This is a genomic window from Psychroserpens ponticola, from assembly GCF_023556315.2.
In the GTDB taxonomy this organism is placed as follows: Bacteria; Bacteroidota; Bacteroidia; order Flavobacteriales; family Flavobacteriaceae; genus Psychroserpens; species Psychroserpens ponticola.
Map to the genome: position 1 here is coordinate 3,330,463 of NZ_CP116221.1, position 18,644 is coordinate 3,349,106.

At 36.1% G+C, this 18,644-nt stretch carries 18 protein-coding genes and 2 pseudogenes; all 20 read left to right on the top strand.

Features of this window, described 5'->3' with window-relative positions; genetic code table 11:
- Positions 1-6: 6 nt before the first annotated feature.
- Positions 7-711, top strand: coding sequence for a lycopene cyclase domain-containing protein (locus MUN68_RS14660; RefSeq protein WP_249993547.1), 705 nt, complete (start codon positions 7-9; stop codon positions 709-711).
- Complete coding sequence (locus tag MUN68_RS14665) at positions 708-2,102, top strand: NAD(P)/FAD-dependent oxidoreductase (protein WP_249993545.1); 1,395 nt, start codon at positions 708-710, stop codon at positions 2,100-2,102. The genes MUN68_RS14660 and MUN68_RS14665 overlap by 4 nt, the downstream gene beginning before the upstream one ends.
- Entirely contained in the window at positions 2,102-3,427 is a 1,326-nt protein-coding gene (gene nhaA / locus MUN68_RS14670) for a Na+/H+ antiporter NhaA (RefSeq protein ID WP_249993543.1), read from the top strand. The genes MUN68_RS14665 and nhaA overlap by 1 nt, the downstream gene beginning before the upstream one ends.
- A gap of 2 nt (positions 3,428-3,429) precedes the next feature.
- Positions 3,430-4,785: an APC family permease gene (locus MUN68_RS14675; protein ID WP_249993532.1), complete on the top strand. Its 1,356-nt coding sequence runs from the start codon at positions 3,430-3,432 to the stop codon at positions 4,783-4,785.
- 21 nt (positions 4,786-4,806) lie between these two features.
- Complete coding sequence (locus MUN68_RS14680) at positions 4,807-5,820, top strand: type II glyceraldehyde-3-phosphate dehydrogenase (RefSeq protein ID WP_249993530.1); 1,014 nt, start codon at positions 4,807-4,809, stop codon at positions 5,818-5,820.
- A 1-nt stretch (position 5,821) separates the two neighbouring features.
- On the top strand, positions 5,822-6,445 hold the full coding sequence (locus MUN68_RS14685) for a class I SAM-dependent methyltransferase (protein WP_249993528.1): 624 nt from the start codon (positions 5,822-5,824) through the stop codon (positions 6,443-6,445).
- A gap of 22 nt (positions 6,446-6,467) precedes the next feature.
- On the top strand, positions 6,468-7,529 hold the full coding sequence (locus MUN68_RS14690) for a class I fructose-bisphosphate aldolase (RefSeq protein ID WP_249993526.1): 1,062 nt from the start codon (positions 6,468-6,470) through the stop codon (positions 7,527-7,529).
- An 11-nt stretch (positions 7,530-7,540) separates the two neighbouring features.
- On the top strand, positions 7,541-8,899 hold the full coding sequence (locus MUN68_RS14695; RefSeq protein WP_249993524.1) for a dicarboxylate/amino acid:cation symporter: 1,359 nt from the start codon (positions 7,541-7,543) through the stop codon (positions 8,897-8,899).
- Positions 8,896-9,816, top strand: a complete 921-nt coding sequence (locus tag MUN68_RS14700) for an alpha/beta fold hydrolase (RefSeq protein ID WP_249993522.1) — start codon at positions 8,896-8,898, stop codon at positions 9,814-9,816. Before MUN68_RS14695 ends, MUN68_RS14700 begins: the two co-directional genes overlap by 4 nt.
- On the top strand, positions 9,803-10,777 hold the full coding sequence (locus tag MUN68_RS14705; RefSeq protein ID WP_249993520.1) for an ATP-dependent 6-phosphofructokinase: 975 nt from the start codon (positions 9,803-9,805) through the stop codon (positions 10,775-10,777). The genes MUN68_RS14700 and MUN68_RS14705 overlap by 14 nt, the downstream gene beginning before the upstream one ends.
- A 3-nt stretch (positions 10,778-10,780) precedes the next feature.
- Positions 10,781-12,049 (top strand): MgtC/SapB family protein, encoded by a 1,269-nt coding sequence (locus tag MUN68_RS14710; RefSeq protein ID WP_249993518.1) that lies wholly within the window; start codon positions 10,781-10,783, stop codon positions 12,047-12,049.
- 12 nt (positions 12,050-12,061) lie between these two features.
- On the top strand, positions 12,062-13,057 hold the full coding sequence (locus tag MUN68_RS14715) for a 2-hydroxyacid dehydrogenase (RefSeq protein WP_249993516.1): 996 nt from the start codon (positions 12,062-12,064) through the stop codon (positions 13,055-13,057).
- Between the two features lie 27 nt (positions 13,058-13,084).
- Positions 13,085-13,915: a universal stress protein gene (locus MUN68_RS14720; protein WP_249993514.1), complete on the top strand. Its 831-nt coding sequence runs from the start codon at positions 13,085-13,087 to the stop codon at positions 13,913-13,915.
- 15 nt (positions 13,916-13,930) lie between these two features.
- A complete protein-coding gene (locus tag MUN68_RS14725) occupies positions 13,931-14,485 on the top strand; it encodes an ion channel (protein WP_249993512.1) in 555 nt (184 codons plus the stop codon).
- Positions 14,478-15,317, top strand: coding sequence for an ATP cone domain-containing protein (locus tag MUN68_RS14730; protein WP_249993509.1), 840 nt, complete (start codon positions 14,478-14,480; stop codon positions 15,315-15,317). The genes MUN68_RS14725 and MUN68_RS14730 overlap by 8 nt, the downstream gene beginning before the upstream one ends.
- A gap of 42 nt (positions 15,318-15,359) precedes the next feature.
- The gene (locus tag MUN68_RS14735) at positions 15,360-15,614 is read left to right on the top strand and encodes a hypothetical protein (protein ID WP_249993508.1); all 255 of its coding nucleotides are present in this window, start codon (positions 15,360-15,362) and stop codon (positions 15,612-15,614) included.
- Between the two features lie 14 nt (positions 15,615-15,628).
- A pseudogene (locus MUN68_RS14740) lies at positions 15,629-16,999 on the top strand (MBL fold metallo-hydrolase RNA specificity domain-containing protein); the annotation flags it as partial.
- 111 nt (positions 17,000-17,110) lie between these two features.
- A pseudogene (locus MUN68_RS14745) lies at positions 17,111-17,560 on the top strand (AAA family ATPase); the annotation flags it as partial.
- 123 nt (positions 17,561-17,683) lie between these two features.
- On the top strand, positions 17,684-18,325 hold the full coding sequence (locus MUN68_RS14750; RefSeq protein WP_249993506.1) for a hypothetical protein: 642 nt from the start codon (positions 17,684-17,686) through the stop codon (positions 18,323-18,325).
- A gap of 6 nt (positions 18,326-18,331) precedes the next feature.
- A complete protein-coding gene (locus MUN68_RS14755) occupies positions 18,332-18,625 on the top strand; it encodes a phosphoribosylpyrophosphate synthetase (RefSeq protein WP_249993504.1) in 294 nt (97 codons plus the stop codon).
- Positions 18,626-18,644 lie beyond the last annotated feature (19 nt).

Sequence of the window (18,644 nt, forward strand, 5' to 3'; positions counted from 1 at the left end):
ATAAATATGATGGAATATGTCTGGTTTATATGGTCACTTATCATTATTGCTCTTTGGGCAGTTATTTATGTGTCAAAAAAAGGAGTTAGAAAAGAAATGCTCAAAATGAGCTTGATTACTATGCCTTTTGGTTTTACAGAACCCTTGTTTGTCCCAGAATATTGGTTCCCGCCATCACTTTTCAATTTGGCCGCAAAAACAAGCTTTGATATTGAAAGCCTTATTTTTTCATTTGCCATTGGTGGCATTGGCATAGTACTTTACAATATTATTTTTAAAAGAGGCCTTGTCAACATACCACATAGCGAACGAAGTCATAACAAACATCGCCTGCATATTTATATTCTTTTTACACCAGTTATCCTATTCATTCTTCTGTCGCTATTTACGTCACTTAACCACATTTATTGCAGCATTATAGCTTTGTTCATAGGTGGGTTAGTGACACTTTATTGTCGTCCAGATTTGAAAGGAAAGATTTGGGTTGGAGGAATATTGTTCACTGTATTGTACTTCATTTATTTCGGAAGTATCCTTCCATTCTATCCTCAATATGTGGAGTTATACTGGAACCTGGACAACCTGACCAAAATTCTAATACTAGGTGTTCCAATAGAAGAATTGCTCTTCGCATTCACCTTTGGAATGTACTGGTCAGGATTGTACGAACATTTGTATTGGAGAAAACTAATTAAATCCGTTGAAATATGAAAGACACCAAATCAGGACTAAAGACGGGCGATCTAGCTTGTAAAATTTCAGACACTATCTGTTTGCCAGATTCAAAATTGCCTCGTGTGGTTATCATCGGAGGAGGATTTGCAGGTTTAACGTTGGTAGAAAAACTGAAACACAAAGAGGTACAGGTGATACTCTTCGATAAAAATAACTTCCATCAATTTCAACCCTTACTATATCAAGTAGCAACAAGTGCTTTAGAACCTGATAGCATTGTTTTTCCTTTCAGAAAACAAATTAATGGATATAAAAATATAGTGTTCCGTTTAGCCGAAGTCGAAGAAATTCAAGCTTCATCAAATACAGTTGTGACTAATAAAGGAAAAGTTCATTATGACTACCTCGTATTGGCAACAGGTACCACTACTAATTTTTTTGGTATGGATGCTGTTGAACAAAACAGCTTGGGTATGAAAGATATTCGAGATTCCCTGAACATCCGTCATATGATGCTGCAAAATCTGGAACAGGCTGCCATCACCTGTGATGATGACGAACGCGATGCTCTCACAAATTTTGTAATTGTAGGTGGTGGTCCTGCTGGTGTAGAAATGGCAGGAGCTTTGGCTGAATTCTGTAAATACATCCTTCCAAAAGATTATCCAGAATATCCTGCTTCAATAATGAACATTTATTTAGTAGAAGCATCAGGCGAGTTATTAGGTGCAATGTCTGATAAAGCTTCAGTCAAAACACTTAAATATCTAGGAAATCTAGGAGTTGAAGTCTTGTTAAATGAGTCTGTAACTGATTATGACGGAAGGGAAGTCAGAACAAAAAGCGATAAATTAATACTAGCCAGAAATCTTATCTGGACAGCTGGCGTAAAAGGGCAATTTCCTAAAGGAATTGATGAAAAGTATCTGGTACGTGGCAACCGTTTAAAAACCGATTCCTATCTAAAAGTAGAAGGATATGAAAACATTTTTGCAATAGGTGATATAGCAGCTATAATTACAGAAGAGACACCAAAAGGTCATCCACAAGTGGCCCAAACAGCAATTCAACAAGGAAAATATTTGGGCAATTCAATACTGAATATCATAAATAACAAACCCATAAAATATTTCAAATATAAAGACAAAGGTTCATTGGCAACTGTAGGTAAACGCAAAGCCGTAGCAGATATAGGTACGTTCAAATTTGGTGGATACTTTGCTTGGCTATTATGGTCTATTGTGCATTTAATGTCAATAAGTGGCTTCAGAAATAGATTGATGGTTGGTTTTAATTGGGCGGTTAGCTATTTCACCTATGAAAAGAGCAACCGCCTAATTATTAGGAATTTCAAAAAACCTGCAACAACTTCTGAAGAAAGCAAAAAGTCAAATATCAAAACATTAGAAAAGAATACTGTTCAATAATGCAAAAGATAAAAACATATAGTCCCATTCATACTTTGTTTAGCGCCACATCTAAAGGCCTAAACAATACGGGTATTTTGCTTCTCATTACTGTCATTATTGCAATGGCTTGGGCCAATTCCCCTTGGCAAGAAATGTACCGTGGTTTAATGAAAACAGAAATTTCATTTGCTGTAGGCAGTTTTGAAATTACTGAACCCTTATTGCTCTGGATTAACGATGGATTGATGGCATTATTCTTCCTTCAAGTAGGACTAGAACTAAAAAGAGAAATATTGGGTGGAAAACTATCAACTCTTCAAGATACTGTACTTCCAATTGGTGCTGCCATAGGTGGGATGGTTTTTCCTGCCCTTATTTACTTCCTCTTCAATACTACGGGAGAAGCCTCACAAGGTTGGGGTATTCCTATGGCGACCGATATTGCATTTTCAATAGGAATATTGGCTCTTTTCGGAAAGCGTTTACCTGCAGCATTGCGAATTTTTCTAGTAACGCTTGCAATCGTTGATGACTTGGGCGGTGTTTTAGTAATAGCGCTTTTTTATACATCGGGCATTTCTACAATGAATTTGTTACACGCATTGCTTTTCTTCGGCGTATTGATTATTGGCAATTATGCCGGAATACGAAAAACATGGTTTTACGCAATTATAGGGATAGGAGGCGTTTGGCTAGCTTTCTTTTTCTCTGGGGTTCATCCTACTATTGCTGGGATACTGACAGCTATTGCAATTCCAGGACGTGTAAAAATTAAGGAAGATACTTTTCTAAAACGTTTAAGTACACTTCATTCTCGATTTCTGAAAATAAAACCTGTAAAGGGAGCACTCATTTCTAGCGAGCAGCTCGAAATACTGGAAGAAATTAAGTCAACAAGTTCAGAAGCTGAAACACCGCTTCAAAAGTTAGAAAAAGCATTAAATCCTATTGTCGGCTTTTTAGTGTTGCCCCTTTTTGCACTAGCAAACGCAGGGATTCATCTGCACGGTGAAGTTGGTCAGGTATTGCTCAATCCCATTAGTTTAGGGATAGGTGCTGGATTGATTTTAGGAAAGTCCATTGGAATCATCTCTATTTCAAGACTACTTGTGGCTTTAAAACTAGCCAAATTACCCGATGCTGTAAATTGGAATCAACTTTACGGTGTCGCATTTCTAGGAGGAATAGGCTTTACAATGTCTCTTTTTATCAATGAATTGGCTTTCGCAAATGAAGAATTCATCTATACAGCAAAAGTCGGCATTCTGTTTTCTTCACTTATCGCAGGAATAATAGGTTCAATCATTTTAATTAAAAGTTCAAGAAAAATAAAAATCGCATAATAATGAAGAGCATCACAACAAAAAATAATAAGCTTTCCCTAATAGGTTCCATATCTCTTGGCACGGGTGTAATGATTGGTGCTGGCATATTTGTTCTTATGGGGCAAATCGCCGAATTGGTGGGCGATTTATTCCCAATTGCATTTATTGCGGGAGCAATCGTAGTAGGTTTTAGTTCATATTCCTACGTAAAGTTCTCAAACGCTTTTCCATCGTCTGGAGGTGTTGTCAAATTTTTGAGCAAATCATACGGACCGGGAACGACAACTGGTGTCTTTTCTTTGTTGATGTATGTCTCAATGGTAGTTTCTGAAAGTTTGGTAGCGGGTACTTTTGGAGCTTATACGCTTCGGCTATTCCCTGAGAGCTTTGCTGGCTACGCATCCATTCTTGGCATTCTGCTGTTGGTTACGGCCTATATCGTGAATATTCTAGGGAATAAAGTCATTGGTGCTACAGCAACCTTTACGGCAATCATCAAGGTTGTTGGTATTGCATTACTGGCCATAGCAGGTCTAATAGTTTCCGGATTTGCAGATATTACAGGAAACTATATCCCACAAAATACCGAAGCGTTACCACAGGGATTTGCCTTTGTAGCTGCATTGGCATTGGCAATCCTTGCCTATAAAGGGTTCACTACAATTACAAATCAGGGTGGGGATATTAAAAACCCTCACAAGAACCTTGGGCGGTCTATTGTGTTTTCCATTCTTATTTGCACGCTTATATATGTTGCATTAGCACTGGCTGTTGCAGGAGGCTTGAGTATCCCTGAAATAATTGAAGCAAAAGACTATGCCTTGGCTGCTGCTGCAAAACCCGTTTTTGGGGAATGGGGTTCTTGGATTACCATAGCAATAGCTATTATCGCAACCTTTTCAGGTGTTATCGCAAGTGTGTTTTCGGCATCACGCTTGTTGGCTATGTTAAGTAATATGAAACAAGTACCGTCCTTAAAAAGGATGGGGGATTTTAAAAATCCCGCTCTCATATTCACGGTTTCACTGGCAATTTTACTTACTGTTTTATTTGATTTAACAAGGATTGCTTCTATAGGAGCCATCTTTTACCTCATTATGGATATTGCAATTCATTGGGGACTATTTCGTCACTTGAGAAAAGAAGTGGACTTTCTACCAATCATTCCATTAATAGCTATTGTAATGGATATTGCAGTGCTTACAGCATTTCTTTATATAAAATATCTGAACGACCCACTGGTGCTTATCGTAGCGGCAATAGGGATTATTCTAATTATTGTTGCGGAACGTGTTTTTATGATTTCGCATACAGACGATGACGGCAATATGCCGATGGGAATGGAAACTACAAGTAACAAAAACAATAAAAAATAATTAATAAAAAAAACAATTTATATGAAAAATATAGCAGTTATAGGATACGGAGTCATTGGCAAAAGAGTTGCTGATGCCATTAATTTACAAGATGATATGAGGCTTACGGGTGTGTGTGATATCATTAGCGATTGGCGCATTCAAAATGCCGTAAGAAAGGAATATGATATTTATGCTGCCACTTCGGAAGCTAGTAAAGAAATGAAAAATGCTGGCATTCCCGTAAAAGGAAGTATGCAAGACCTTTTGGAAAAAGTTGACCTGGTTGTGGACTGTACGCCCAAAAAGATTGCAGCACAAAACGTGACAATTTATAAGGAAAAAGGCATCAAATTTATAGTTCAGGGTGGCGAAAAACACGAAACTACAGGACATTCCTTTAGTGCAGAAAACAATTATAAATCAGCTTTAAATTTAGATGCTACACGGGTAGTTTCCTGTAATACCACTTCTATCTTAAGAACATTGACCGCTCTAAAAAGAGCTGGTTTATTGGATTATGCCAGAGGAACACTTTTAAGAAGAGCTACAGATCCTTGGGAAAGCCATCTAGGCGGTATTATGAATACAATGGTTCCCGAAAGAGATATTCCGAGCCATCAAGGTCCTGACGCTAAAAGTGTCGATCCTGATTTGGATGTCATCACTGCCGCTGTAAAAGTGCCAGAAACCTTAAGTCATATGCATTACTGGAATGTAAAATTAAAGAAAAAAGCTAGCAAAGAAGAAGTGCTTGATGCCTTTAAAACATCTAGTCGTATAAAGCTAATTCAATATGATCAAGGCTTAGTTTCAAACAATACCATTAAGGAAATGTTCTTGGATATGGGAAGACCTTGGGGCGATATGTACGAAGTGGCGCTATGGGAAGATATGCTGAAAGTTGTTGGTGACGAACTTTTTTACGCTTACGTAGTAGATAACCAAGCTATTGTAATCCCTGAAACTATTGATGCTATTAGAGCACTTACAGGAATTGAAAAAGACGCATCAAAGTCTATTTTGAAAACGAATAAAAGCCTTTCAATTACATAAAATGGCAAATACCAAACAAATAAAAAAGCGCTACGATCGCATAGCCAAATACTTTGACTCATTGGAAAGACCAATGGGAACAAGAGGCTTTGCTAAATGGCGAAAAGAACTTGTTCAGCAAGCAACTGGTAAAACGCTAGAAGTTGGGGTCGGTACTGGTAAAAATATCCCTCATTACCCCGATAATGTAAACCTAACAGTTATTGATTTTAGTAAAAACATGCTAGAAAAAGCCAAACTAAAGAACACGAATACTTCACATAATATCACCTTCCTTGAAATGGATGTGCAAAATATGGCCTTTGAGGATAACACCTTTGATACTGTGATTACAAGTTGTGTATTCTGTTCTGTTCCAAATCCTGTAAAAGGTCTAAAAGAAATTAAAAGAGTTCTAAAACCAGATGGCAAGCTCATCATGTTAGAACACGTTAGAAGTAATGGTAAAGTGTTAGGTAAACTAATGGATTGGTTCAATTTTATACCACTAAATATTATGGGTGCTAACATTAATCGTAGAACCAAACAAAATTTAACAAAAGCTGGGTTCAACGATGTTAATGTGACTGAACTATGGAAGGATATTGTAAAATACTTCTATGTAAAAAATGAAAAATTAATATAAGGAAGCTATAAAAAATAGAATTATGAGTACATACGAAAACATAATACAAAACCTTGGAGACAAAGCTGATTTTTACTTAGATCACATTTGCGAAAAAATCACAAAAGATGAGTTGCAAACGCCTAGCAAAAATAGCCTTGACAATGTATTTGCTAATAGCAACCGGAATCCACAGGTACTAAGAAGCCTTGCCCAATTGTACAATCACGGCAACCTAGCAAACACAGGCTACTTGAGTATCCTTCCTGTCGACCAAGGTATTGAGCATAGCGCAGCTTTTTCATTCTATAAAAACCCAGATTATTTTGATCCAGAAAATATTATAAAATTGGCGATAGAAGCCGGTTGTAATGGAGTGGCTTCCACCTTTGGTGTTCTTGGGCTCAACGCCCGAAAATATGCCCATAAAATTCCGTTCATCGTAAAGATTAACCACAATGAACTACTTACCTATCCCAATAAGTATGACCAAACATTATTTGGAAAAGTAAAATCTGCTTGGAATATGGGAGCCGTTGCCGTGGGTGCTACCATTTATTTTGGTTCGGAAGAAAGCAACAGGCAACTTAAAGAAATTTCCGAGGCTTTTGAAGAGGCTCACAATTTAGGTATGGCTACCATTTTATGGTGCTATACCCGAAACGAAGCTTTTAAAACCGAAAAAGAAGATTATCACGCCGCTGCCGATGTAACTGGACAGGCCAATCACTTGGGTGTTACTATTCAAGCAGATATCATTAAGCAAAAATTATCTACAAACAACTTTGGTTTCAAAGAAATAGGTTTTGGAAAATATGATGATGAAATGTATGGAACGTTGACAACAATCCATCCTATTGACCTTTGCAGGTTGCAAGTAGCTAATTGCTATATGGGGAAAATCGGATTGATTAATTCAGGAGGAGGTTCCAAGGGTAAATCTGATTTGACGGAAGCGATAACAACAGCTGTAATCAATAAAAGAGCTGGAGGTTCTGGATTGATAATGGGAAGAAAAGCATTTCAAAAACCCTTTAGCGAAGGCGTAAAAGTATTACAATCTGTTCAGGAAGTTTATCTGGATGATAAAATTAGTATTGCATAACAAAATAAAGAATGTTCGAAACAGAAGTAAAATCACTTAAGTCACTAAATCATTATCTGGTAAAACTGGTAGAAAGCCGCTTATGGCTTAAGGTTATTATTGCCTTGTTTTTAGGTGTTGGATTTGGATTGCTATTAAGTCCTCAAAATGGTTGGATTACCAAAGAAACCGCTGATGGTTTAGGTAATTGGCTAGCATTGCCTGGTGTACTCTTTCTAAAACTTGTTCAAATGATTATGATTCCATTGATCGTGGCTTCCATCATCACAGGAATCGCCAGTAATGACAAGGATAGTTTGAAAAAATTAGGTGGTGGCGTATTATTATATTTTCTGGGCACTACCATAGTTTCGGTAAGTCTCGGTGTTATACTATCACAACTTTTTAGACCTGGTCGTTTTTTGCATCAACAATCGCTATCGGAACACAACGAAATAATGACCACCTCTACGAAAGATGCCGAACTTTCATTTGGGCTAGAAAATATTCCAGATGCCATTTCAAATCTGCTTCCCGAAAACCCCTTGGCTTCTATGGTAAATGCCGATATGTTAAGTATTGTGATTTTCACAATTATTATTGGTGTGGCTGTGTTGTCACTTGATGCAGCTTTACTGCGCCCAGTAAAGATACTTTTAAGTGCCATTCAAGAAGTCTGTATGACGGTGGTGAAATGGTCTATGTTGTTAGTTCCTGTTGCTGTTTTTGGACTTATGGCACAGGTTACCTCTAGTGTTGGTTTGAGTTCTCTTTCAGGACTAGCCTACTATGTTGGGGTGGTGTTGCTCGGTCTATTGTTACTGGTGTTTTTCTATTTAGGGTTAGTTGTTCTTCTTGGAAAAACAAAACCAATGCTTTTCCTAAAAAAAATAAGAGATGTTCAACTATTGGCTTTTTCAACTACAAGTTCTGCCGCTGTGATGCCCTTATCACTACAAACAGCAGAAGAAGAACTAAAAGTAGATAAAGCCATTAGCAATTTTATCATTCCCATTGGTGCAACCGTCAATATGGATGGCACTGCGCTCTATCAAACTATAACGACTCTTTTTATAGCTCAAGCCTATGGACTGGAAATGAGTTTACTAAATATTATTGTGGTCATCGTAACCATAGTAGCTGCTTCCATTGGCACCCCAGCTATTCCTGGAGGAGGTGTGGTTATACTCGCTTCTGTTTTAGGAAGTGTTGGTATTCCAGCGGAAGGCATCATAATCATCATTGGTGTAGAAAGATTGCTTGGAATGTTTAGGACTGCTGTTAATGTAACTGGTGATTTGACTGCCTGTATGGTTTTCAATAGATTCTATGGTAAAACCCCAGTCTTGGAAAGTGAAAAAACAAATGATAAATCAAGTTCAAAACAATGACACTTCTACTCATATTCATATTGTTCATTCTTCCCATTGTAGCTATAGCCAGCTATCAGCATTACAAGATTAGTAAGCAACCAGCTTATAATGCCAAAGAAACACTGTTGAATTATGAAATAATAGGCTCTGGAGAAAACAAACTTATTTTGTTACACGGTTTAACAGGCTCATTGCATTATTGGAAACGCAATTTAGAAAGTATTACAACTACCCATAAGCTACTTTTAGTTGACCTGCTAGGTTTTGGTGATTCGCCAAAACCACAAAGTGATTATTCCCTTTCAATACAATTGCAAGCTCTTGAATTGATTCTAAACAAAGAAGAATTCAATGATGGCAAAATAATTATTGCGGGACATTCTATGGGAGCTATGATTTCATTGGCACTATTGGAAAAGCAACCAACTTGGTTCAAAGCAGGAATTTTTATAAGCACACCCGTTTATAAAGATGCAAATGAATTTAAGGAAATTATGTCATCCCATTCATTTGTAGATAGGATTTCAACAAGCAAATTCTCGAAATACATTTGTATGATTCATCCCATTTTTATGTCGAGTGCATTCAAACCTAACAACCTCACAGATGATGTTTATGAAGATGCAAAAAAGCATCATTGGCAGAGTTATTATTATTCACTTACAAAGGTCATCTTGAAAACAGATTTATATGCGATTGCAAAGAAAATTAAGGATAAAGACGTGCTTTTTATTCACGGAGAAAAAGATGACACTGCACCTATAGAGAATACCTTGAAATTATCAAAGGAATTTAAAAACCCACAAATAATTACTTCATCTGAAGGAGACCATCAGTTCTTTCTGAAAGAAGCAAAATTTGTTTGGAACACAATTCAAGATTTTACTATTTCTGAAAAAAAGTTACAAAAAACCATATCCAATGAGCACGAATAAAATTAAACATATAGGCGTATTCACATCTGGAGGCGATAGCCCTGGGATGAATGCTGCACTATATGCCATTGCCAAATCCGCTGAAGCAAAAGGCATAAAAATAAGTGGGTTTCAAAAAGGGTACGAAGGGTTGATAGATGATGATTTGATATCATTAAAATCTCACGAACTAAAGAAAATAACCCAAAAAGGCGGTACCATCCTAAAAACAGCACGGAGCAAACGTTTTCTAGAATTGGAGGGTCGTAAAAAAGCATTGCAAACTTTAAAAGCAAATAACATAGATGCTTTAATTGCCATTGGTGGTGATGGTACTTTTAAAGGTCTATTAGCTTTTTCAGAAATATGCGACATTCCGTTTATAGGCATTCCTGGCACTATAGACAACGATATTTTTGGTACTGATTACACCCTTGGTTTTGATTCGGCTGTAAACACTGCTATTGAAAATATTGATAAAATAAAAGATACTGCCGAATCTCACAACCGTGTATTTATTGTTGAAGTAATGGGAAGGGATTCAGGCTACATTGCTATTCATTCCGGGTTAATGGTAGGTGCCGATTCCATCCTTATTCCCGAGAGTGGAAAGGACTTTATTTATCTATTGGACAAGGTTAAGAATTACGATAGCGAAGATGCTTTCCTTGTCGTGGTTTCAGAAGGCGATGAATTAGGTGCCGAGCTTGTTTCATCAAAAATAAAGGAAGTCAATCCCGATGTCGATTTACGGATTACGAAGCTTGGGCACGTACAGCGAGGTGGAAACCCGTCTGCTTTAGATAGAATGTTGGGCATTAGACTTGGAGTGGCAGCTGTAAAAACACTTTTACAAGGCAAAAAAAATGTAATGGTAGGAATCTTAAATAATCAATTGCATCTAACCCCTTTTGAAGAGGTGGTCAAGCAACATCAAGTAGATAATGAATTGTATGAACTTTTAGAATTATTTGGAAAGTAAGAAATGATAGAAGCCTTTAAAAATATCAACCCATTTATCCTCGGACTGCTCATAAGTCTTGGGATTGGCCTTATTCTAGGGCTGGAACGTGAATATGATAAATTGAAGGAAGAACGAGGTTTTGCAGGTATAAGAACCTTCCCTATTGTAGCTATTATTGGTTTTATTTTAGGGAACCTTTCCATAATATATACGCCTTGGTTGGTCATTATTATTTCGGCAGCATTTCTACTGTTTTTGTCCTTGAGTCATCTTTCAATCGTTCAAAAACACGTAATGACAGGGATAACCACTAATATGGCATTATTCGCTACGTTGATTTTGGGTGTTATGGTTGCTAACCATTTGCACAAGGAAGCAGTTGCGACCGCTGTAGTTGTGGTTACGCTGTTATCATTGAAAACGACCTTCAATACATTCATTAAGAATATTACTTCTGAAGAGCTTTTTGCTTTTATTAAGTTTTCAATTATTGCGCTTCTTATTTTGCCTTTCTTACCAAATCAAGACTATGGTTCAGAAGGATTACTTAACCCTTTTGAGATTGGAGCAATTATAGTGATTGTCTCTTTTCTTAACTTCATCGGCTACTTTCTTGTGAAATATGTAGGTTCTAAACGTGGTATTCTACTCACTGCAATTTTAGGCGGATTGATTTCAAGTACCGCAGTAGCTTGGATTTATGCTTCCCGAAGTAAGGAATCGCCAGAACTTTCAAAAGAATATGCTGCGGGTATCATTATAGCTTCTGCCATAATGTTTCCCAGACTTGCGATTCTGGCCTATATTTTCAATAGTGACATACTTTCTTATTTAGTCGTTCCATTTACTCTTCTTACCCTTATCTGTTTGATAAGTGCACTGGTATTCATTAAAAAGAATACAGATGTTCCAAAGACAGATATCAATCTGGGTAATCCGCTCATTATCTGGAACGCCCTAGGGTTTGGTGGTATTTATGTGGTTATCCTATTTGCCGTTTTTTATGGAAATCAATTTTTTGGAGAAAGCGGTTTGTACTATTCAGCCCTAATTGCAGGATTAGCAGATACAGATGCGATAACTATAAGTATGACAAAATTTGCTTCCCTAGAAGAAAAACTCACCCTAGCAACCAATGTCATTATTACAGCAACCATAAGTAATATGATTGTGAAACTGGGTATTACCTATTTCAAAGGTTCCAAAAAAACAGGAAAACTGGTAATGTTAATTTTTGGAAGTGTCGTTGTCGTTGGTATAACCTATATATTAATACAATTAGGAAATTAAAAAAAAAGTAAAATGAAAACAACCATATTCAGTACACATAAGTTTGAAGAATCCTATCTGCTAAAAGCAAATAACGACAAGCACCAATTAAAACTGTTAGAAACTCGTTTGACCGAAGAAACTGCAATTCTCGCTACGGGTTCTAAAGTAGTAAGTCTATTTACAGGCGATGATGCATCGGCACCGGTTCTCGAAAAACTAAGTGCTTTTGGTGTCAAATACATAGCCTTAAGATCCGCTGGTTTCAATCACGTTGATTTAGTAAAAGCAGCTGAATTAGATATGAAGGTAGCTCGTGTTCCTGCTTATTCCCCTTACGCTATTGCAGAACATACAATGGCATTGATACTCGCACTAAACCGAAAATTGATTAAAGCCCACAACAGGGTGCGTGATCAGAATTTTTCATTGAACGGTCTTACCGGCTTCGACATTAATGGAAAAACTGTGGGCATAATAGGTACTGGGAAAATAGGTTCTGTATTGGTGAAAATACTACACGGTTTTGGTTGTAAACTACTTGTTCAAGATGTCATTGAAAATGAAAATCTAATCAATTCTTATAACGTAAGCTATACCGACTGTGAAACCATCTGCAAGCAGTCTGACATTATAAGCTTGCACGTACCATTAACGAATTCAACAAAACATTTGATTGATGCAAAGCATATTTCATTAATGAAAACTGGCGTAATGCTAATCAATACAAGTCGCGGAGCATTGGTCGATACCAAAGCTGTTATTGAAGGACTAAAGACCAAGAAAATTGGCTATTTCGGAATAGATGTGTATGAGGAGGAAGAAGGATTGTTCTTTGAAGACCATTCTGATGACATTTTGCAAGACGATGTAATTGCACGCTTAATGACTTTCAACAATGTATTGATAACCAGTCATCAGGCCTTTTTAACCGAAACAGCATTGACAAACATTGCTGAAACCACCATCTATAATATGGATTGTTTTGAAAGGCAAATAGTCTCTGGAAATGAAGTTATGATTGAATAATTAAATCAACTTATAAAACTATATAAAATGAAAAATATACTCGTACCCACCAATTTTTCCGAAAACTGTGACAAAGCTGCACAGTTAGGGATAGAAATGGCCAAGCTTTATAATTCTGAAATCCACTTTCTTCATTTAATGAAAACACCTGTCGATTGGGTCAAGTTAGATAAACTAAAGGAAAAAAGATATCCCGAAACTGTAAAGCAAATAGGTATTGCTAAAGCCAAATTGCGCGAACTAGAAAGAACGGCAGAACACGAAGGGCTTAAGTGCCGAACGTTTCTTCAATATGATGCTGGTCATACTGATATTTTAGAACATTCTGGTCATTTTCACCACGATTTCATTATTACTGGGAGTAGCGGAACCAAAGGCGTTATCAGGGAAATAACAGGTAGTAACGTAGAAGAAATTGTCCGAAAGGCAAATGCCCCAGTAATTGTGGTAAAAGATGAAGATGTAACATTCCCGTTCAAAAACATTGTATTTGTTTCAGATTTCGAGGAAGATATAAGCGAGGCTTTTAGTCAAGTAATATCTATTGCCAAAAAATGTGATGCTCGCACTCATTTATTACGAATAAATACTAAGACAGATTTTAACAGCATAAAACTTGGTTTAAATCCAATAGAACAGCTATTGAGCAAGTACCCAGAATTAAAAAACTACTCAATGGCAGTTTATAATGAACCCTCTGTAGAAACTGGCATCAATACTTTTATAAAGCAAAATCCAATAGACTTAATAGCAATGGTTACTCATGGCAAGTCTGATTTTTTAAGCTTGTTTTCCAAGAGTATTGCTGAAGGTGTCACCAATCATTCAACATTACCTGTAATGACTATACATCTTTAAAAAAAACGTATTAATATGTCTGATAGATTAAATAAAATTCGAGAAAAGTCATTCTTCAAATTACTCTTTGGAAGAACCGCTTTACCTGCGTTTACAATCTTAGGGATAGCTCTTGTTTATGTTCTATTAATGTCATTAATTGATCATAGTTCTTTTCCATTTCATATAATTATTGCAACGGCAGCATTAATAAAGACTATATTAATTACAGCCACTACCCTAAAACAACTTTCAAAACTGATAGATATTTGCCATTCAGTAAAGCAGTTACTATGGGTTTTCGGGTTGATATTATTTATTAGTATTTTTTCATTTGCAACTGATTTCACCTGTCTTTACCAATTCGATCATACGGCATTTGAAGGTATTGTTGTTCATTCAAATTCATACATATTTAATCTGTACCACTTTTTTTACTTTAGTGTAATTACGTTTTCAACAGTTGGATATGGCGATATTACCCCAGTTTCCGAAGTAGCTAGATTTGTTGTTATGCTCGAAATATTTTTAAGCTTTTTACTAATCGTTTTTGCCTTGGCAAATATCAAAAAAATACACCTTAATGAATAATATAAATATTATAAAAGCAAGTGGAGAGGAAGTCCCTTTTCAAATTGAAAAATTGATAAGTTCATTGCAAAGAGCAGGCGCTGAAAGAGTTATAATTGATCAAATAGTGGAAAATATTGAAGGCGCACTTTATAATGGAATTACTACCAAAAAAATCTATCAAATGGCTTTCAAAATGTTAAAGGGTAAATCAAGAGTGAGTGCTTCGAGATACAAGCTAAAGAAAGCAATTATGGAACTCGGACCCACCGGCTTTCCATTTGAAAAATTTGTCGGCAAAATTCTTGAACAGGAAGGCTTTCAAGCAGAAGTTGGTGTCATTGTGCAAGGACATTGTGTACAACATGAAGTAGATGTAGCGGCTTTAAAGGACAACAAACACTACATGATAGAATGTAAATATCATAGTGACCAAGGTAGAACTTGTAACGTGAAAATTCCACTTTATATACAATCCAGATTTCTGGACGTAGAGAAACAATGGGAAAAGCAACCTGGTCACCAAACGAAGTTTCATCAAGGGTGGGTATATACAAATACGAGACTCACAACCGATGCTATTCAATATGGCACGTGTATGGGATTAGGTCTGGTAAGTTGGGATTATCCAAGGGGAAATGGTCTTAAAGATAGAATAGACCAATCTGGTCTGCATCCATTAACGGCTTTAACAACACTTACAAAAGCTGAAAAAACAAAATTATTAGATAAAGGCATTGTCCTCTGTAAAGAGCTTCACGAAAGTCCCGCTTTATTAAAAAAGATAGGAATTGACAAAACAAGATTCAAAAAGATTTTAGAAGATTCAGAAGCGCTATGTAAAAGCACTTAAGAATTAATGATATAAAAGTTCAATAATCTTAAAATAATACAGATGAAAACAGAAGAATTACAAAAACAGAACAGTATAGATTTAGAACCATTTTACCAAGCATTGGAAGATGACTCAAAACTACTTGAAGAAGCCATTGAAATATTATTGGGGATGGTAAACTTTGAACCTAAATCCATAAAGAAGTTAGCGCTTCTTATCAAAGAGGACTCCCGCAACCTATATAATGAAATAGCGGAATTGAGCAAATCGAACCAAGAAAAAGGAAATACGCCTTCCTGTTGTGGCGGAAATTAGTAAATAACATATAAATGAAAAACAATAAAATAAACGTCCATTTTTTGGGAGCAGCAGGTACAGTAACTGGCTCAAAATATCTGGTGGATACAGGAGATAGAAAAATACTGATAGACTGTGGACTTTTTCAAGGATTGAAGGAATTGCGCCTTAAAAACTGGGAATATCCACCTGTAAAGGTTTCAGAAATTGATATGGTACTACTTACCCACGGCCATTTAGACCATACTGGTTATCTACCTCGATTGGTAAAACAAGGATTTAATGGACCTATCTATGGCACCAATCACACCTTGGACATCGCTAAAATCATTTTGAATGATAGTGCAAAAATACAGGAGCAAGAAGCTGAACGTGCCAATAAGGAAGGCTATTCCAAACACAGTCCGGCAGAACCACTGTACGATTTAAAGGATGTAGAAAAAACCATCCCACATTTTAAGGGCATTCCACAAGCACAATGGATTCCGTTATTTGACGGTATCAGAGCTCGTTTCCAATACAACGGACATATTTTAGGTGCTACCTACATCGAATTGGATGTAAATGGAAAACATTTTGTTTTTTCGGGAGATATTGGCAGAACCAATGATTTATTGCTTTACCCACCTCTAAAACCTAAAAAAGCTGATGTGCTTTTCATTGAATCTACTTATGGAGGAAGGTTTCATCCAGATGAAGCGGAAGCACTTCCGCAGATTGAAAAATTAGTCAACGACACCATCAATAAAGGAGGAAGCTTATTCGTTCCAAGCTTTTCAGTAGAACGTGCCCAACTGATGATGCTGATTTTTTGGAAATTACTTAAGGAAAAGAAAATTCCAAAAGTACAAATGATAATGGATAGTCCAATGGGAGCTAGTGTATTGGAATTGTTTCATCGAACAAGGGATTGGCACAGATTGGAGGACAATGAATGTGATGAAATGTGTTCACACTTCACGGTCGTAAGCAGTTATCGGGAAACAATGGAATTACGAACCGATGAGAAACCTAAAATCGTAATTGCTGGAAGTGGAATGCTTACAGGAGGACGTATGCTAAACTATCTTGAAACTCAAGCGCAAAACCCAAATAACACTTTGCTTTTTGTAGGCTATCAAGCTGAAGGAACTCGAGGTAGAAAATTATTAGAAGGCGATAAGGAATTGAAAGTGTACGGAAAAACGGTATCCTTTCAAATGGAAGTAGCCGAAATTCAAGGCCTCTCGGCACACGCAGACCACAAAGAACTCATAGATTGGATGAGCAAGATAAAAAATAAGCCAGCGCGAATTTTTATTGTGCACGGTGAAAAAGAAGGTGCAGAAGCACTTCAGAAAGACATAATGGAAACTTACGATTGGGATTCTGAAATCCCACAGCTTTATAATATCGAAAATGTATACCTTCTAAATCATATAAAAATGCACACTAAAAAAGCAAACACCAACTGGCATGTGATAACTGGTGGTCCAAGCACCGGAAAAACTACTGTAATAAATATGCTAGAAAAAAGAGGTTACAAAACGACCATTGAGCATGCAAGACACTATATAGACACAATGCGTGTAGAAGGCCAAACAGTTGAAGACTTGAGAAACAATAAAAGAAAATTTCAGTTAGGTGTATTAGATATGCAAATAGAACAAGAATCCGCCATCCAACCCAAAGATTTGATTTTTTTAGATAGAGCGATTCCAGATGCAATGGCATACTATCAATTTCTAATGCTCGATTATGATGAAAAATTACTCAACGCAGTTAAAAACACTTCATATAAAAAAATTTTCATATTAGACCGATTGCCTTTTACAAAAGACTATGCAAGAACCGAAGATGAAGACGATCAAAAAAAAATACACCAATTAATAATAGATGTTTATACTTCTTTAGGTTTTCCAATTGTTACAGTTCCAGTTTTGCCACCAACAGAACGTGTAGAATTTATTATAAATAACATATAATAACAATGACTATAATAATGACTATGTTCTTGAATTTAATTTATACAGATAATCGTATAAATAATGAAGAAAACATTTAGTATAATTAATAAACAAAATTATAAAGCATAAATTAAAGATATCATGTTAAAGCTACTATTGTTCTATTTTATTTTAGGGTGCACAAGTATAAAAGCACAAAACGAAATGTTCATTAAGCAGATTTCAGGCAGAGTTGTTGTTCGGGAAAATTTTGATAAAGAAGGTGATTTTCTTAACAAACAAACTTTTGAAGCTGGAGAAGCAATAAAGAAAGATGAATATTACGAAATTAAGGTTGTTACGGAACTGTTTGACAAGAACAAAAAATCAATCGATAAATACAAGACCACATATCGCTGTAAACCTAATGACGCGAGTATAATGGTAATGGCATTTCCTTTTTCAGATCCAAAATCAAAGGAAACCGAAATCAATACAATTTCTAAAAATTTTAAAGAGCTCTACGATTTGGAAAACTTGGAAAATATAGAACTTGAAATGAGTTTTGATTCAGGCTTATTGAATTTTTTTGGTTCAAAAAGTAGTATAAAGATTTATGACCGAAAATTAGAGAGCAACAAAAGCAATATTAATTCAAAAATCAATATTAAGGCCTATGCGTGGGGAATTCGCATCAAGCAACTCAACTATACCTTGAATGAAAAACTTAATAATGATGATTTATTGACCTTTCAAAAATTCACAGAAGAAGACAATAGTTATTTTACAATGATATATAAATAAAAGAAAATGAATAATTACGATACACTTTCAGAAGCCATAAATAATTTACAGGCAAATGGTTATACCTATGATTTCAACTTAAAACCTGAATGTTTGGAGTGTGCCTCGCTAAAAATTGAAATAAGACCAGAAGCTTTTGATGTTGATGAAACGCATCGTTTTGAAGGTATGAGCAGTACCGATGACAACAGTGTCCTTTATGCCATTTCATCAAAAAATGGGGTTAAAGGACTTCTGGTAGATGCCTATGGCGTATATGCTGAAAATATTTCGGAAGAAATGAGAAAAAAATTACGATAACACTAATAAACAAACTTAT

Bases quoted from the DNA above. Each gene is read 5' to 3' on its own strand.
- MUN68_RS14660 (WP_249993547.1), top strand. From the start codon at position 7: ATGATGGAATATGTCTGGTTTATATGGTCACTTATCATTATTGCTCTT.
- MUN68_RS14665 (WP_249993545.1), top strand. From the start codon at position 708: ATGAAAGACACCAAATCAGGACTAAAGACGGGCGATCTAGCTTGTAAA.
- nhaA (WP_249993543.1), top strand. From the start codon at position 2,102: ATGCAAAAGATAAAAACATATAGTCCCATTCATACTTTGTTTAGCGCC.
- MUN68_RS14675 (WP_249993532.1), top strand. From the start codon at position 3,430: ATGAAGAGCATCACAACAAAAAATAATAAGCTTTCCCTAATAGGTTCC.
- MUN68_RS14680 (WP_249993530.1), top strand. From the start codon at position 4,807: ATGAAAAATATAGCAGTTATAGGATACGGAGTCATTGGCAAAAGAGTT.
- MUN68_RS14685 (WP_249993528.1), top strand. From the start codon at position 5,822: ATGGCAAATACCAAACAAATAAAAAAGCGCTACGATCGCATAGCCAAA.
- MUN68_RS14690 (WP_249993526.1), top strand. From the start codon at position 6,468: ATGAGTACATACGAAAACATAATACAAAACCTTGGAGACAAAGCTGAT.
- MUN68_RS14695 (WP_249993524.1), top strand. From the start codon at position 7,541: ATGTTCGAAACAGAAGTAAAATCACTTAAGTCACTAAATCATTATCTG.
- MUN68_RS14700 (WP_249993522.1), top strand. From the start codon at position 8,896: ATGACACTTCTACTCATATTCATATTGTTCATTCTTCCCATTGTAGCT.
- MUN68_RS14705 (WP_249993520.1), top strand. From the start codon at position 9,803: ATGAGCACGAATAAAATTAAACATATAGGCGTATTCACATCTGGAGGC.
- MUN68_RS14710 (WP_249993518.1), top strand. From the start codon at position 10,781: ATGATAGAAGCCTTTAAAAATATCAACCCATTTATCCTCGGACTGCTC.
- MUN68_RS14715 (WP_249993516.1), top strand. From the start codon at position 12,062: ATGAAAACAACCATATTCAGTACACATAAGTTTGAAGAATCCTATCTG.
- MUN68_RS14720 (WP_249993514.1), top strand. From the start codon at position 13,085: ATGAAAAATATACTCGTACCCACCAATTTTTCCGAAAACTGTGACAAA.
- MUN68_RS14725 (WP_249993512.1), top strand. From the start codon at position 13,931: ATGTCTGATAGATTAAATAAAATTCGAGAAAAGTCATTCTTCAAATTA.
- MUN68_RS14730 (WP_249993509.1), top strand. From the start codon at position 14,478: ATGAATAATATAAATATTATAAAAGCAAGTGGAGAGGAAGTCCCTTTT.
- MUN68_RS14735 (WP_249993508.1), top strand. From the start codon at position 15,360: ATGAAAACAGAAGAATTACAAAAACAGAACAGTATAGATTTAGAACCA.
- MUN68_RS14750 (WP_249993506.1), top strand. From the start codon at position 17,684: ATGTTAAAGCTACTATTGTTCTATTTTATTTTAGGGTGCACAAGTATA.
- MUN68_RS14755 (WP_249993504.1), top strand. From the start codon at position 18,332: ATGAATAATTACGATACACTTTCAGAAGCCATAAATAATTTACAGGCA.